The organism is Rhodoblastus acidophilus, from assembly GCF_009720655.1.
Classification (GTDB): Bacteria; Pseudomonadota; Alphaproteobacteria; order Rhizobiales; family Beijerinckiaceae; genus Rhodoblastus; species Rhodoblastus acidophilus_A.
The window spans coordinates 505,760-521,971 of the sequence record NZ_WNKS01000001.1; the positions used below are offsets into that span (position 1 = coordinate 505,760).

Sequence of the window (16,212 nt, forward strand, 5' to 3'; positions counted from 1 at the left end):
GACCAGGGCCGTCAGGATGAAGCGCAAGGTCAATGTTCCGTCGAGCGTCGCGCCGGCGGGCGCCAGCGCCGACCAGATATGGCGGGTGGCCAGATAGACCGGCAGATGGACGATGTAGAGGGCGTAGGAGCGCGACCCCATCCAGACCAGAACGTCTTTCGCGCGGCCGGGCGGGAACAGGTAATTCCGGTCGAACGAGGCGATGAACACCATGACGGCCGAGACCAGACCGACCGCGCCGATGGAGAAGGGGAGCACCCGCCCGGAGGCGAAGGCCGCGTTGAGGAACAGCAGAAAAAGAATCGCCGTCACCGACAGCCAGGGACGGTTCTTGAAGAACACGGGTTCGAGCAGCAGGCGATAATGGCGGCGCTCCGCGGCGAGCGCGATGAGCACGCCGAGGACCAGCGCGTCCGAGCGCAAGGCGAACCCAAGGCTCCACATCGGGCGCGGCAAGAAAATCTGGATGAGCGCGCAAAGCAGCAGGGCAGGCGCCAGCCAGCTCTTGCGCGACCGGAACAGCAACAGGACCAGCGGCAGGCAGAGATAGAACTGCTCTTCGAGCGACAGGCTCCAGTAATGCAGCAGCGGCGGAAAATGCAGCGCCGACAGGCCGGCGACATATTGCTCGATATTGGCCACGCCCGTCGCGGCGGCGACAATGGAGGGCAGGCCAGCCGCGAGCCCGCCCCACAGCGGCGACAGCAGGCACACCACGCCGATCCAGAACAGCGAGGTCGGCCAGATGCGCCAGACGCGGCGAATCCAGAAGGCGACGAAAGCGGCGACCAGTTCGGCGCGGCTTTTCGAAGCGCGCCAGCTCTTCAGCAGGCCGCGCGCGATGACGAAGCCCGACACGGCGAAAAACATGTCCACGCCGCCCCAGAAGGCGAGGACGCCGTCTTGCCCCGGGTTCCAGAACAGCAGAAAGCCTCGATGTTGGTAGAGCACGAACATCACCGCCGCCGCGCGCAACACCTCAATGTCCGAGATAATTCCTTTCCGGTCCCCAGCCTTCTCCTGCAAAACCCCTCTCCCGCGTCGCGGCGCTGACGCCATTTCGAGTTGGCGATGGTCGCAGGCGGCGCGTGCGCTGACAAGGTCGCGCCTGAGGGCTGCGCTGCGTCCGCCTGTCGCGATTGACTTAGTCCCGGGGAACCGCCGACAATGGCCCGCTGCAAGGGAAAAGCCATGAATTTCGTCTGCAATCTGTGCGGGACGCGCAATGCGTTCGATCCCGCCCTCGCTCATCGCGAACTCATCCCTTGCGCGGGCTGCGGCTCAAACGCGCGGCTGCGCGGCATTTTTCGCGCGGTGCAGGATCACGTCATCAAGGGACGGGATTTGAAACGCGACGCGGCGGCCCTTCGCCAGATTCGCGGCTTCGGCTTTTCCGACGCGCAGCAATATTCCGAGACTCTGAAGCGATTTTTCTCATACCGGAACACGTATTACCACAAGAAGCCGCTCGTCGATCTGCTCGACTTCTCGACCTTTTCCGACCGCGACTGCGACTTCATCGTCTGCACCGATGTGATGGAGCATGTCACCGGCGACCTCGACACCGCCTTCGGCAACCTTCGAAAAGCCCTGAAGCCGGGCGGCGTGCTGATCTTTTCCGTTCCCTATCTGGAAGGCGACGAGACCATCGAACATTTCCCCCATCTTCACGAATGGAAGCTGGCGCAGGTGGGCGAGCACTGGTTCCTCAACAATGTCCGCAAGGATGGAACGCCGGAATCCTTCACCGCGCTGCATTTTCACGGCGGACCGGGCGCCGTGCTGGAAATGCGGATGTTCGGGGAGGGCGACCTGTTGCGCCGGCTTACGCGCGCCGGCTTCTCTTCCGTCGTGACGCTCGACCCCGATCTAGCGGACATCGGCTACGTCTGGCCTTACGTCGTCCATCGCGACGACCACGCCGGGCGCCGGATGAAGGGCGCGGTGATGGTCTGCGCTTGAGCGCCCGCGCAGGCGCTCCGCCAGACGCGCGCCATAGGCGCGAAGCGGCGTCTCGTAATAGCGATAGCTCAGGGCCGCCAGGAGGAACAGCAGCGGCGCGGCCGTGGCGTAGAAGCGCAGCGTGTAAGAGGCGTCAAATCCGAGGGGCCCGGGCGGAGTCAGCCGGAACCACAGCTCGCGCGTGGCGAAATAGACGGGAATGTGGATGAGATAGAGACCGTAGCTGCGCGCGCCGATCCACACCATCGCCCGCTTGAACGCGCCGGGCGGGCAAATGTAATCGCAGTCGAACGAGGCGAGCAGCGCCAGGGCGGCGCAGCACAGCGCGATCAGTCCGATGCGGTAGCGGAAAAATTGCAGCGGCGAGGAGGCCAGCGCCGTGGCGCAGCCCAGCAGCGTCAGCACCAGAGCCGCCCGCGCAACCCGCCTGTGCCCAGAGAACCATCGCGCCACGGCGCGGTAGCTCGGGCGAAACGACCAGATGGCGATGAGCACGCCCAGGCACACCGCGTCGATGCGCAGGCTCATGAGAAGAGGCCCGCGCATCGTCGAAAACTGCGCGAGGACGAGCAGCGTCAGCGGGATCCACAGCCAGCGGCGGAACAGCAGCGCCAGGAGCGGCAGGAGCAGATAGAACTGCTCCTCCAGCGACAGGCTCCAGTAGACGAAGCTGACGCCGTAATAGGAGCCGTGGGCGAATTTGTCGGCGAAGCGGAAATTGGCGTAGTCGAACACGCCGGCCAGCGTCGCCCAGACGTTCTCCCTCAGGTCGCCGAAGGCGCCGGAGTTGTTGAAGAAGGCGCAGGCCAGTAGGCTGACGGACAGCCACAGCCAGGCGGCGGGAAACAGGCGAAAGGCGCGCCGAACCCAGAAAGCCAGAACCGTGCGCCGCGCCTCGCCGGCGCCTTTCGTCGCGGCGAGCGACGGCAGCAGGCCGCGGGCGATGACGAATCCGGAAATGGCGAAGAACAGATCGACGCCGATCCAGAGCTGAAAATGCTCTTCGATCCGCTCCAGCGCGTGGCTGCGCCAGACGATCAGATTTCCGGACAGATGATGGAAAATGACGAAAAGCGCCGCGACGGCCCGAAGCACCTCGATATCGCCAATCTTCGCCGACCTCCCGAATGCTCCGCCCATGCTCGCCCCTTATCGCCAAGCCAGAGAAACCAGCTTGGCGGGGCCGTGTAAAGCGTGAAGCTCAGGTCTTGCGGGCGACCACCCCATATTGGCTGGCCGCGCAGTCGCGCAACCGGTCGGCGTCGACCCCGTAGAGGCCGGCGAAGAAGGGCAGGGCTTCGGGGCGGAAATAGCAGAACGGCCGCTGGTTCACGATGGTCAGGCCGGCCCGGTCGATGTCGGCGGCGAGGGACTGTTGCGAAAACAGCCGGACCGGAATGCCCGCGTGCTGGCCGGCGATGTCGTGGGCATAGGCGTCGAAGGCCTGTTTGCCGCGACACGCAGGCTCCCGCTGGGTGGTGAAACGTTCCTCAAGGAAATGCGTGGTTGCGACCACACCGACGCCGTCCACGGCGAGAAGGGCGGCGAGATCGTCGAGAAGGGCGGCGCAGACATCGGTGGCGACGTGCTGGAGCACCATCGACACGATGATCAGATCGAAGCGGTCTTCGGGATGGCGGGCGCGGTAATCGGCGCTTGTCCCGTTGAGGATGCGAACTTTCGCCTCGTCATGATGGCCCCTGTGGCAGGCGGCGAAGCGCTCCACGTCGGGTTCGAGCGCGACCATCAAGCCGGCCTTCGCCTTCACGAGGTCGACGATGCGCCCCAGGCCCGCTCCGATTTCGAGGAAGCGCCCCCCCGCCTTGCAGTGCGCCAACACGCGCAGGAGACCGAGGTAATCCTCCTCGATGTCGCCGTCGCCCACCCGGCTGGTGAACGACTTGACGAATGCGTTCAACTCGGCGTCGGACGCGTTGTATTTATAGGCTTGGTCCTGGGCTTGCGTCATCGGGGCTCCGGCATGCGACCGGGCCACATTGGCGCGCGGGGCGCCAGAGGGCAATGGTTCGCGGCAGGCCGCCTCATCCGTAGGATTACGGAGTCGACGCGCTTCTGGGTCTTGGCTATTCGAGCATTTCGTGCTCGGCTACGTAAGGTCCCAGATCGCACCTGCGAGTTCTTTTTGGCGCCTCATGGGCGGCTCGACGAGCGCAATCTGACCAGAGATCGGCGACGCCACGCGGCTTGGTGAGGACAATGAACGAGTGTGAAAGCACGACAACGGCTCTTTATAAGATTTTTCTGGGACGGGACCCGGATGATCTTGGCCTGCACCATTACGCGCATCGGATAGAGCAGGGGGAGTCGCCGTTTTCTATTGCCGCAACCCTTTGCGATTCCCAGGAATTCGCCGGCCGGCTCGCCGATTGTCTCCTGAAGATCAAGAATGTGGCCGACATCTACGTCCAGAACGGCGAGCAGGCTCTCGCGCGGAACGACTTCGAGGAGGCCAAGGCCAATTTCGAATTGGCCCTCGCGCTGAACCCCCGGCTGGCCCCCGCCTACCAGCGGCGCGGTCTCGTGGCCCTGAAGATGAACAGGTCCGACGAGGCCCTGAGCTGCTTCAATTTGGCGCTCACGCTGGCCCCCGACGTCGCGGAAACCCACAGGCTCCGCGCCCTGGCGTTTTTAGGCGCCGGGCGTCCGGAGGAGGCGCTGGGCTCGGCCGAACGCGCGCTCGCGCTCGATCCGAGCCAGACCCAGGGGCTGATCGCGCGCGCGCTGGCCTTTAAGGCGCAGGGGCGGGTTGCGGAGGCGCTCGCTTGCCTCGAGAGCGCCGAGGCCGCCGATCCCGGATCTTTCGACGCGCCCTATCAGCGCGGGCTGCTGCTCGAGGAAACCGGCCGGCCCCGCGAGGCGCGCGCGGTCTATCGTCTGGCGCAGGCGGCCGATCCCCATTCGCCGGAGATTCACTTCCGGCTGGGGCTCGCGGCGGAAGCCGACGGCGACGAGGCCGCCGCCTGGAGTCATTTCGGCAAGGCCGCATCGCTGGCGCCGGACCATTTCGAATCCTGGTTCCGGAGCGGCGCCCTGCTGGCAAAAAAACTGGGCCTGCCCGGCGCTGTCACCGACCAGCGCATTGGCCTCGACCTGCCGGCGCCGTCCCGGCCGGTCACGTACCTTCTCTATTCGGAGACCGCGGACAACAACGTCACCGCGCAACTTGGCCGCCCCGAATACAGCTATTTCTTCGTGCGCGAGGCCTTTCGAAAAATGCTGGAGCCGCGTGCGGACGTGGTCGTGATCGGCGATCCCCGGGAAGCCGACGGCATTCATGACCGGCTCCGCGCGCAAGGCGAATCTTGCGTTCTCCTGTCCTTCGCGCCGCCGCATCGCAGTCTGATCAGCCTGCGCTGTCCCGCGATTCCCATTTTCGCCTGGGAATTCGACACGATCCCGACCGAGGATTGCGGCATTGGACGCCTGGACGACTGGCGCCGCGCGCTGGCCCATTTCGGTTGCGCCATCGTGCATTCGCGCTTCGCCAGCGCCGCGGTCGCCAAAGAAATGTATCCTGGCTTTCCCGCTCTTTCGATTCCCGCCCCGATCTGGGACCGCGCGCGCCGCCCCCCGGAGCCGAAGCCCGCAGTGAAACCGGAAAAGCCGGCGCCGTTCTGGCGGCGGTTCGCCTCCGCCTCGAAAGCGGCCGTCGAGGAGGACGCCTCCGTCCGCGCCCGGATGGCGCTCGATTGCGAGCTGATCGACGGCAAACGGCGCGCGCAAATCGAGATCGCGGCGCCCGGCGCGCCCCGCTTCGCCCTGCGGTTCGCGGAGGACGAAATCGTCTATGTCGCCGTTTTCAATCCCGACGATGGCCGCAAGAACTGGAAGACGCTGGTCCGCGCCTTCTGCATCGCCTGCCGCGACAACGCCAACGCCACCCTCGTCTTGAAACTCGTCCACCACAAATGCGCCCCGGCGCTGGAGGACATCGCCAAGGTGCTGGCCAAGGCGCCGCCGTTCCGCTGCCGCGTTGTCGCCATCGGCGATTTCCTCGAGGCCGAGGATTACGCTTTGCTGGTCGCGAAGTCCCATTACGCTCTGAACATGTCGTTCGGCGAAGGGCAATGCCTGCCGTTGATGGAGTTCATGTCGCGCGGCAAGCCGGCGGTGTCTCCGGCGCACACCAGCATGGCGGACTATATCGACGAAACCTGCGCCTTCGTCGTCGCCGCGCACCGCGAGCCCTGCGCCTGGCCGCATGACAATGACGACAAGCTCCGCGCCCACCGCTATGGAATCGACTGGGATTCGGCTTTGCGCGCCCTGGAGGCGAGCTATCGCGTCGCCAGCGAGACGCCCGAAATCTATCGGGCCATGGGCGAAAGGGCGATCGAGAACCAGCGGCGGTTCTGTTCCGAGGACGTCATCTTCGCCCGCTTGCGCGATATGATCGCCTTCCGGTTCTGGTGGGACGACGCGCGCGAACGGGCGGACGCGGCTGTAGCTGCCGAGAGCGCATGAGCGACGCCCTGGTCCGCTCCTGCGCCGATCGCCTGTCGCGCCTCTCGCAACGGTTCGGCGTCACGCTGCCGGACGTTACCGCCGATTTCGACCTGTTCGACCTCTCCGACGAGGCCGAGCGCCAGAATCTCGTCGCGCGCCACGCCATTCACGTCGGCGGCCTCTATGCGCCGAACCATCTGTTTCTGCACAAGGCGGCCGGTCCGAGGCCGGGTCTGACGATCATCGACCTGAAGGGCGTGGGCAATGTCGCCGTGATCGGGGCGCGGAGCGGCTTTCAGGGGCAGGTCAGATTCTACGACGACGGCAATCTCGCCGTGCTCTCGGGCGAACAAGCGCATCTGGGCCTCGAGGCGCATCTCAGTGACGCCAGCGTCCTTCTCTGCGGCCGGGAGACGTTCGCCTGGTCGATCCGGGTCTGGGCCTTCGGCGGCGCACATTGCGTGATCGGCGACGATTGCCTGTTTTCCGACCTGACGTCGATGCGCACGACCGATCACCATTCGCTCATCGATCTCGCCACCTGGCGCCAGACCAATTTTCCCGCCGACATTGTCTTCGAGCGCCATGTCTGGGTCGGACAGAACAGCCAGATCGCCAAGGGCGTGCGGATCGGCGCCGGCGCCGTGGTTGGTCAGGGCTCGACCGTCACGCGATCGATCCCCTCCTGCGAACTTTGGGGCGGCGCCCCAGCGCGGCCGATCCGGAAAAACATCTCGTGGGTGCGCTCCCATCCGGCCGAGGCGGCGGAACTCGAGGCGCTGCGCGCGCTGCTGCCCGCCGCGCCGGCCAACCCGCAAAGGCGCTTCGGACTGGCGTCGCTCGCATCGCTGCGCTTCTGGCGGCGCGGCGCGAAAACGGAACAGGAAAATTTGCATGTTTGACGACGACGACAGCGTGGGATGGCCGGACATGCTGCAAAGCGGCTGGCATGACACGGAGCGGGGCGAACTGGCGCCAGGGTTCCCCGTCGTCCCCGACGAATTGATCCTCGACATCGGTTGCGGCGATTTCGGCTTTTTCGAACGTTTCTGCGCCGAACGCGGCGCCCGGCTGATCCTGGCCGACATCGATGGCGACAAATTGAAGGCGCTGGCCGAAAAGCTGGCGGAATTCGGCCCGGATCGCGTGCGCACGCTCAAGACCGACGCCGACCCAATTCCGCTGTCCGACGCCTGCGTCGACAAGGTGATCGCCGCCGAAGTGCTGGAGCATGTCGCCGATCCCGAGCGCTTCGTCGCCGAACTCGCGCGCGTGGCGCGACCGGGCGCATTGTTCCTGGTCACCGTTCCCGGCGCGCTGTCGGAACACTTGCAACAGGAGCTGGCGCCGCCGTCCTATTTCAAGCCGCCCAATCACATTCGCATCTTTCAGCCTGGAGAGCTCGCCGCGCTGCTGAGACGCCACGGCCTTGAAGTCGTGTGCGAATCCTCGCGCGGCTTCTACAATTCGATGTGGTGGATGCTGTTTTGGGCGAGCAAGCAGGATTTCGCGCCGCCGTGGCATCCCGTTCTGCGCGCCTGGAATTCCTGCTGGGCGCGGCTGCTGGAGACCGAGGAGGGCCCGAAGATCAAACGCATCCTCGACGACTTCCTGCCCAAAAGCGTCGCCGTGGTCGCGCGCAAGCCGCTTGCCGCCACGCAATCGTGAAAGCGCGCGCATGACCATCAGGGGCAATTTCAAGACCTACCTGCGTGCTGTCCTCCGGCACCCGTTCAACCGGCGCAAGCAGCGGACCTATGTCCGGCTGCACTCTGAAGGCGCGAGCGCCTTTTATGGCTGGGTCGTCCATAATCCCGGCATATCCGTGCTCGTCGTCTCCTATAATTCGCAGGACGATCTTCCCGCCTGCCTCGCGTCGATCCGGGCGCAGTCCTATTCGAAGATCGAGGTGATCGTTGTCGAGAACGGAACCGCCGACACCGAGCCGGTTGTCCGCGCCCACTGCCCCGACGCCATTTATGTGCGGGCGCCGCGCAATCTCGGATTCGCCGAGGGAAGCAACCTTGCTTTGCGCCACGCGCGCGGAGAATTCGTCGCGCTGGTCAATCCGGACGCGCGCCTCGACGAGGATTGCCTGCTGGAGCTGATGGCCGCGTTCCGCGAAGACTCCAGCCTCGCCGTCGCCACCCCGAAACTTCGGTTCTGGAGCCGCTTCGCCGATTTCCATTTCATGTCGGCCGGACCGTTCGCCATCCATGTGGCGGACATGGAGCGGCAACTCGCCTACCGCAAATTTTTTACGCGCATAGGCGCGCCGTCTCGCGACGGCGCCTGGATTTCGGCCAAGCCCTTTCCGCTCGACAACGGCGCCCCCGGGTATCGCGTCATTCTCCGCCTGCCCATCGACGGTTCGACGCCGCGCATTCGCGTCAAGGCCGCAGAACCCGTCGTTTGCGCCTCGGCGGGCGCGAGCTTCCCGGCGACGCCGGACGGTCTCATTTCCTTGCCGTTGTCCCCGCACCTGCATCCGGGGGCCTCGTTCGTCATCAACAACGCGGGTAGCACGATCCTCGGCGGCTATCCCTCAGACATTGGCTTCGCGGACTTCGACTCGCGCGACCATGATGTCGGCGGGCACCTGCGCGCCTTCTGCGGCTGCGTGGCGCTGATCAAGCGCGCGGCGCTGGTGGGACAGCCGCTGTTTCGACCAGAATTCTTCGCCTATTTCGAGGATTCCGAACTGTCCGCGCGCTTGCTCGCGGGCGGCTGGAACCTTGGCTACCGCCCGCGCGCGCTCGCCTATCACAAGCATTCCGCGACCTCGTCCGAAGGGTCGTCGCTGTGGACGCTTCTGGTCGAACGCGCGCGGCTCATCTACGACCATCACGTGAAGTCCGGCAAGGACGAGGCGATGGCGAAATTTCTTGCCGACGCCACGCGATATGATGAGGCGCCGGCGGCGCTGAAATCCGTTCTCCTCGATCTCGACCGCCGCATCGGCGCGCCAGATCGGCGCCGCCGCTGCATCGGGGTTTACAATTCCTGGTGGAACACGTTTGGCGGCGGCGAACTGCACGCGCTCAGCATCTTGCGCGAGATCGCAACCGAGGAGGACGAGATCTACCTGATCTCGGAAACGGATTTTGACGTTGACGCGCTGACGCGGCGGTTCGGAATTTCGCTTCCGCGCAGCGTCAAGCTGATCATCCACAAGGTTTCGCCGCAGTTCACGTCGCAATTCGACGTCTTCGTCAACGCCTGCTACTGTTCTGGTCTGATTTCGAGGGCGAAGCGCTCCTATTATCTGGTCAGCTTCCCGCATCGCGGCCTCGGCGCGGAAGCCAAGGCCTCCTATCATTTCCTGTTCAACTCGGCTTTCACGAAAAAATGGGCGGATAAGATCTGGGGCCGGGTTCGCGGCGAGATCATCTATCCCACCCATTCGCTCGCCGTCGACGTCCGCGAACCGCTGGTCGCGAAGGAGAAGATCGTCGTCACCGTCGGGCGCATCACCCGATCGGGCCATGCGAAAAACCCCGACGCCGTCATTGAGGCTTTTTTCATGGCGAAGCAGCAGGGCGGCCTCGACGACTGGCGGCTCTGCGTCGTCGGCAGCGTCGACGCGTCGCGGCCCGAGGACTTGCTTTTCCTCGACGATCTCAAACGCATGGCCGCGCGGGACGCAAGCGTGGAAATCCTCGCCGATTGCCCGAAAGCCGACCTCGATCGGCTGCTCGAGCGGGCGGCGATCTACGTTCAGGCGACCGGCCTGAACCAGCCCGCCGACGCGCCTGAGAATCATGAGCATTTCGGCATCGCCACGCTCGAAGCCTGCGTGTGCGGCTGTTTCCCCGTCGTCTATCATCTTGGCGGACCCGCCGAGCTGGTGGCGACGCTCGGAACCGGCGCGGTTTACGAGAACGGGCGGGACATGGCCCGTGTGCTCGCGGCGCGGATGCGCGAGGCGTGCGGCGCGGATTCCGACGCATTGACCGAAGCGGCGCGCAAGTTCTGCGCGGACAACGCCGTCGCGACGCGAAAACTGCTGACGGAAGGAAAGACAGACGAGCCGCGTGTTCGCGAGGAGGTCATGTGACAGCCATTGCAGTCCTGGCGCTCGCGACGCCACTTGGCGTGAAATGAATGGAATCATCCCCCTCGCGCGATTCGGGCGTGCAAATGTCGAATGACTATTTCCTGGCTCGCCCGCTGCAATCCGCGCGGGACAAACTGTACTGCTGCTTTTCCGTGATCTCTGGCGGCGTGACGACGCAAGTGCTGCTTCCGAACTGTGAGGGACTTGAGTTTTTCTTCCGCTCGAATGGCGACGAAGACGCAAAGGTGTGGTCGGAGGATTTCGAGGTCGAGACGCTGCGGGGCGCGGCTTCGATCAAGGCCCGGCTTCGTTTCGCACTCGCCATGAAACGCGATGGGCGCCTGCGATTTGCAACCTGCGCGGCGGTCCCCCATGGACCTGCGACCGCGAAAAAAGCCTTTGCCGCCGTTGCGCGCCGGATGCGCAGGAGCGGCGCGGCGATCGACGGTCCCGTGGTCTCCAGGTTTCCCGAACTGCTGCGCGGCTGGTCGTCCGATCCTGCGACAGTACAGCCTCGGCTTGTCCAATCCGCGAAAGCGGCGATCGTTCTTCACCTTTATTATGAGGAGACCTGGCCGGAAATTGCGGAATTGCTCCAGCGACTCGACCTGGATTTCGACCTGATCGTCACGGTCGTCTCCGGCAAGGATGGGCTGGCGGAAGGTGTTGCGCAGGCGTTTCCCGGCGCCGAAGTCCGGATCGTGGAGAACCGTGGCCGCGACGTGCGGCCTTTTCTCCAACTGCTGGAGGAGGGGCGGCTCGACCGCTACCGCTACGTCTGCAAGATTCACGGCAAAAAATCGCTGGAGGGCAACCGCTTCGCCGGCCTCGGCGCGGTCTGGCGGCACAGGATGCTGTTCGACCTCCTGGGCGCTCCCGGCGCCGCGCGCGCGATCTGCGAGATTTTTGACGCGCATCCGGGCGTCGGCATGATCGGCCCGCGCGCCTATCGCTATCCCAGCGCCTTGTGTTCGCTTGAACGCTCCTGGGGGGAAAATCGCGCCCGCGTGCTGGATCTGGCGCAACGCCTCGGCGTCGCCGACCCGTTCAGGCTCGATTTTTTCTGCGGAACCATGTTCTGGGTCAGGCCGTCGTCGCTGCGGCTTCTGCGGTCTCTGTCGCTTTCGCAAGGGTTCGAAGCGGAAAGCGGGGCGCTGGACGGCGGCCTCGAACACGCGTTGGAACGGCTCTTTTCCAAGGCTGTCGAGGCCTCCGGCGAAACCGTGCTGGGGATATCAGGCGAAAGCCTGGAATTTACGCAGGCGCCGCTGTGACGCGGCCGTGATGGCGTAAGTGGGCGGCCGGACCGTTGCGCGCGTCCGCAGCCGCAGCTTTTGCGACCAAGTCCTTCAAACCGCGCGAGCCTGCCCGGCAAAGCGCTTTGGCGCCCTCTGGACATCAAGCGCGGGATTGTTCCAGCGGCTTTCCTCCCATTCGTCGAAGGCCGCGGCCGGCAAAGCTGCCGAGAACAGGAAACCCTGCACTTCGTCGCATCCTAGGCTTTGCAGGCTCGCCAGCTGACGCCAGCTTTCCACCCCCTCCGCCACGACCTTGAGATCGAGACCGTGGGCCATGGTGACGATGGCGCTCAGAATCGCCCGGCTCTTGGCGTTTTGATCCGCCGCCAGAAGAAGAGAACGATCGATCTTCAATTCACCCACCGGCAGGTTGGCAAGCTGTGCGAGATTTGAGAAACCAGTGCCGAAATCGTCGATCGAAATTTGAAGTCCCAACGCTCGGACCTCCGAAACCCTGCGCCGCATGTCCGGCGTGTCGGAGATCAGAAGGCTTTCGGTGATCTCGATCTCCATAAGGTTGGGATCGACGCCATAGGCGTTGATCGTCGCGGCGAGTTCGGCGACGAAATCCGGACTCTCAAATTGCGCGGGGGAAGCGTTGACGGCGATCCGGCGCGGGCGGCCGGCGTCCATCCACGCGCGGCATTGCGCGGCGGCCATCCGGAACACGCAGGCGCCCAGCGCGCCAATCAGGCCGGCGCGTTCGGCAAGGCCGACAAAGAGGTTGGGAGGAATCGCGCCGCGCGCGGGATGGCGCCAGCGCGCGAGGGCCTCGACTCCTCGCAGCTCCAGCGTTTGCGCGTCGAGCTTCGGTTGGAAGTGCAGCTCCAGCGCGTCTTCCGCGATCGCGCGGCGCAGATCGGCTTCTAGCAGCGTCCGGTCGGAGGCGGCCTGGGCGAGCGCCGGCGTGAAGTGGACGACACGGTTTTTCCCACCCGACTTGGCCGCATACATGGCGAGATCGGCGAAGCGCAGCAGTTCGTCGGGGTCAGTCGTGTCCTGGGGCATTTGCGCAAGACCGATGCTGGCGCCGACCCGGACTTCGGAGCCGTCGATGACAAAAGGGTCTTGCAGCGCGAGGAGTATGCGCTCCGCGATCACGCGAAGATCGTCCCGTTCGCCACGCCCGGGGACAAGCAGAACGAATTCGTCGCCGGCGAAGCGCGCGAGCACGGGCGTCTTTGGGCAGGACTGGCGGAGTTCGCCGAGCGGCGACGTGCAGGTTTCCATCGCGCCCAGGTCGAGGTTCAGACCATCCTCGTAAATGCGGCGGCTCGCCAGCCGCAGAAGCTCGTCGCCGGCCTCATGTCCCAGCGCGTCGTTGACCCTCTTGAAGCCGTCGAGGTCGAGAAAGAGAATGCCGCCGCGGCAGTCCCGTCCCTTGTCGGCGCTGGCGAGCTCCAGGACGTGCGAGATGACGAGCCGATTGGGCAGCGCCGTCACCGGGTCGGTATACGCCAGAAGGTTCATGCGCAGGATGTTGCTGTTCAGCCGCGTGACCATGGCGCGGAAACTGTCGGCGAGGCCGCCGACCTCGCACGCGCAATCGACGTTCACGGGTTCGTCGAAGCGGCCGGCGAGGATCTCCTCCGTGCTGTGACGCAGCGCCTTGATCGATCCCGCGAGCCTTCCGGCGGCGACATAGGTCACCAGCGCAGGGGCGCAGATCATCGCGGCGAAGAGGGCGAGACTGGACATGCCCGCTTCATCGACGAGGTTGTGGAAAGCGGCCTGGTGCAATCCGATGCCGAGGGTGGTGAAGACCGCCGACATCAGCGCGAAGCGCACCGGAATGCGGTTGATGCCCTTGCCCTTCGAGCCGACGGGCTGGCTCTCGCTTGGCCTGACACGTCCGGGGTCCGCGCAAGAATTGGAGGGTTCGTAAGGGGAGCGCGCCATGTCCGGCCTTGTTCGCGCGCCGGATTGGCGCGCCGTTTTCTCAACCTGTGCGGGAAATAATGAAAGAAAGGCACAGAGCTTCGTGAAGTTTTTAATAAACAGCTCAGCGAGCCGCTTTCGCCAACGCTCCCGGCTGGTCCATGATCGCACGTTCACACCAAAAGCCTGGCGAAAGTCTCTGTCGTCAGAGTCGCCGCACACTTCGCCATGTTGCGAGCACTGCAATGCTGGATCGTTTGAATATCGGCGGTCGACTGGCCGCGGGCTTCACCGTTCTGATCGCTCTCATTCTGGCTCTCAGCGCCTGCCTGATCTATGCGGAAACGGTCGGCGGCGCCGCCCTGACCACCGTCATCATGAAGGAAAACAACGCGATCCTCGACCACGTCGCGCGCGCCAGCATCAACCTTTATATTGCGCAAACGTGGCGACATCTGGCCACCGACGAAGCCGAAGATGCCGAGACGTCCCGGTCCGTTCGGCAAGCGGTTCAAAAGAACATAGACAAGCTGGCCGCATCGATCCTCGATCCTGGCCGCCGCGCGCGCGCCGAGGAAATGGGCGCGCTGGTGGACGGCTATGCGGACCTGGCCGATCGCCTCGCGCGGGTGAAGGCCGACGCGGGCCTCGGATCGGAGGAGGCGCGGACGATTGCCGCCAAAATGGACGAAGTGGAAAATCGGCTCGACGTCGTCGCGGGAGAGTTGGAGCGCGCCATTGTCGGCACGGCGGTTCAGACGGAAAATGACGCGCGCAGCGAGTTAAAACTGTTGTCGTGGGGCTCCATGGCGCTGGCCGCCCTCAGCGTGGTCCTTGGCGCGTTCCTGGCCTGGAGGATCGCCCGCGGCATCACCCGCCCGGTTCGCGCGATCGCATCGACCATGTCCGCGATGAGCAACGGCGACCTGACGAAAGAAACGCCCGGGAGGCAACGGTCGGATGAAATTGGCGAAATGGCGCGCGCGGTGCGCGCGGTGGAAGTGTTCCGCGACAACGCCGAGGCCGCGCGCGCCTGGAGGGGGAAGCCAGGACGGAACGCGCGCGCGAGGCCGAACGCCAGCGTCTCCTCGAAGATATGATCGGGCGGTTCCGCGAGAACGTGAACGCCGTCGTCGCCTCGATCAGCGCACGAACCGGCGAGATGGGCGACACGGCGCAGCATTTGAACGCCGTCGCCGCGCGCGCCAGCGACGCCGCCGGCGAAGCCCACACCGCCGCCAATGTGTCTTCGGAGAACATGCACACGGTGTCGTCCGCCACCGAGGAATTGCCCTCCTCGATCCAGGAGATCCCGACTCAGATTGAAGGCATGCGGCATCGCGCCGACCAGACCAGCGCGTCGGCAAGGGAAACCGACCGCCACGTCGGGGCACTCGTCGCCTTGGCGGAGAAATTTGGCGCCATCGTCGAGATCATCCGGGGGATCGCCCAGCAAACCAACATGCTGGCGCTCAACGCCACCATCGAGGCGGCGCGCACCGGCGAGGCCGAGCGCGGTTTTGCGGTCGTCGCCTCAGAGGTCAAGACGCTGGCCGAACACACAGCGCGCGCCACCGACGAGATCGGCGCCCAGATCGCGGAGATTCAGACTGCGACCCGCGAGGCGGAAGGGGCCATTCGGGCGATCGCCATGGCGGCGGAAGAGATGGATGCGTTGACCGCCGCCATTGCCTCTTCTGTGACCCAGCAGAGCGAAGCCACCACCGAAATCGCCCACGCCGTTTCGCGCGCCGCGCAGAGTTCCTCTGCGACGAGCGAGAGCGTCACCCATGCTGCAAGCGTCATCGGCGAGACCAACAGCGAGGCCCAACGCGTCGCTTCGGTCACCGAGACCCTTGTCGCCGCAGGGCAGACGCTCGCGGTGACAGTCGAAACCTTTCTCTCGAATCTGGGGCGCGACATCGGCGAGCGGCGGAAAGCGCTGCGTCGCCGCGCCAGCCAGGCGCTGGTGATCCACGCCAATGGCGAAAGCGAGACGGCGCGGCTGGTCGATGTTTCCGACAGCGGCGCAAAATTCACCTCGTCCGGGCGCCTGCGCGTCGGCGACGCCGTCACCTTGCAATTCGAGGATGGGACCAGGGTTCGGGCCAGGGTTGCGCGCCTAGAGGAGGGCTTTGCGGCGGCGCAATTCCTGGCGGAGCAGAGCGGCGTGATCGACAGGGCGCCGCCTGAATCGTCAACCGCTAAGTCGTGCGCCAGGCTTCGCTTGATGAATGCGGGGCCAAAACATCGAGCGGCTTCATTCTGAGCGGCGCGGCGACGAGGAGGGGGGGCGCCGCTTGAGCGTGACAGCGCCGGTCGACGGCTGTCTCCTGGCGCCGAGATTGCGTCGCCGCCGGATCGGCTTGGTTAAGTCTTTGTTTTCACGGCGACACGTTGGCGGACCGCTCCCGACGTGCATTTTTCTTAAAAACCCGCTTGACGGTTCGGGCGGGTGGGTCCTATAAGGCGTCCATCGACGGCGTCGCTGCCGGTCACTGGCGGCGGACGCTGACGCGTCTTCATCTGATCCTTGAGGGGGTTAGGCCG

At 65.0% G+C, this 16,212-nt stretch carries 11 protein-coding genes and 1 pseudogene; 8 read left to right on the top strand and 4 right to left on the bottom strand.

Annotated elements, in window-relative coordinates:
• Positions 1 to 3 precede the first annotated feature (3 nt).
• Positions 4 to 1,251 (bottom strand): annotated as a pseudogene (locus tag GJ654_RS21065) (acyltransferase family protein); the annotation flags it as partial.
• On the opposite strand from GJ654_RS21065, the gene GJ654_RS02340 reads away from it, so the two are divergent.
• On the top strand, positions 1,168 to 1,962 hold the full coding sequence (locus tag GJ654_RS02340) for a methyltransferase domain-containing protein (RefSeq protein WP_155444473.1): 795 nt from the start codon (positions 1,168 to 1,170) through the stop codon (positions 1,960 to 1,962). The pseudogene GJ654_RS21065 and the gene GJ654_RS02340 sit on opposite strands and share 84 nt — an antisense overlap.
• On the opposite strand, the gene GJ654_RS02345 is transcribed toward GJ654_RS02340, so the two are convergent.
• Complete coding sequence (locus tag GJ654_RS02345; RefSeq protein ID WP_155444474.1) at positions 1,870 to 3,102, bottom strand: acyltransferase family protein; 1,233 nt, start codon at positions 3,100 to 3,102, stop codon at positions 1,870 to 1,872. The two genes, GJ654_RS02340 and GJ654_RS02345, sit on opposite strands and share 93 nt — an antisense overlap.
• A gap of 61 nt (positions 3,103 to 3,163) precedes the next feature.
• Entirely contained in the window at positions 3,164 to 3,931 is a 768-nt protein-coding gene (locus GJ654_RS02350; protein WP_155444475.1) for a class I SAM-dependent methyltransferase, read from the bottom strand.
• Between the two features lie 248 nt (positions 3,932 to 4,179).
• Between GJ654_RS02350 and GJ654_RS02355 the strand changes: the two genes are divergently transcribed.
• From GJ654_RS02355 to GJ654_RS02375, 5 genes are all read left to right on the top strand, one after another.
• Entirely contained in the window at positions 4,180 to 6,447 is a 2,268-nt protein-coding gene (locus GJ654_RS02355) for a tetratricopeptide repeat protein (RefSeq protein WP_155444476.1), read from the top strand.
• On the top strand, positions 6,444 to 7,331 hold the full coding sequence (locus tag GJ654_RS02360; protein ID WP_155444477.1) for an acyltransferase: 888 nt from the start codon (positions 6,444 to 6,446) through the stop codon (positions 7,329 to 7,331). Before GJ654_RS02355 ends, GJ654_RS02360 begins: the two co-directional genes overlap by 4 nt.
• Positions 7,324 to 8,097, top strand: a complete 774-nt coding sequence (locus GJ654_RS02365) for a class I SAM-dependent methyltransferase (protein ID WP_155444478.1) — start codon at positions 7,324 to 7,326, stop codon at positions 8,095 to 8,097. Before GJ654_RS02360 ends, GJ654_RS02365 begins: the two co-directional genes overlap by 8 nt.
• Before the next feature lie 10 nt (positions 8,098 to 8,107).
• Positions 8,108 to 10,486, top strand: a complete 2,379-nt coding sequence (locus tag GJ654_RS02370; protein WP_155444479.1) for a glycosyltransferase — start codon at positions 8,108 to 8,110, stop codon at positions 10,484 to 10,486.
• A gap of 83 nt (positions 10,487 to 10,569) precedes the next feature.
• Complete coding sequence (locus GJ654_RS02375) at positions 10,570 to 11,760, top strand: rhamnan synthesis F family protein (RefSeq protein ID WP_196305405.1); 1,191 nt, start codon at positions 10,570 to 10,572, stop codon at positions 11,758 to 11,760.
• 75 nt (positions 11,761 to 11,835) lie between these two features.
• Here GJ654_RS02375 and GJ654_RS02380 read toward each other — a convergent pair whose 3' ends face one another.
• Positions 11,836 to 13,683, bottom strand: a complete 1,848-nt coding sequence (locus tag GJ654_RS02380; protein ID WP_155444481.1) for a putative bifunctional diguanylate cyclase/phosphodiesterase — start codon at positions 13,681 to 13,683, stop codon at positions 11,836 to 11,838.
• A 224-nt stretch (positions 13,684 to 13,907) separates the two neighbouring features.
• Here GJ654_RS02380 and GJ654_RS02385 point away from each other — a divergent pair, with 224 nt between their 5' ends.
• Complete coding sequence (locus tag GJ654_RS02385) at positions 13,908 to 14,762, top strand: HAMP domain-containing protein (RefSeq protein ID WP_196305406.1); 855 nt, start codon at positions 13,908 to 13,910, stop codon at positions 14,760 to 14,762.
• The gene (locus GJ654_RS02390; protein ID WP_155444483.1) at positions 14,759 to 15,931 is read left to right on the top strand and encodes a methyl-accepting chemotaxis protein; all 1,173 of its coding nucleotides are present in this window, start codon (positions 14,759 to 14,761) and stop codon (positions 15,929 to 15,931) included. The genes GJ654_RS02385 and GJ654_RS02390 overlap by 4 nt, the downstream gene beginning before the upstream one ends.
• Positions 15,932 to 16,212: the final 281 nt, after the last annotated feature.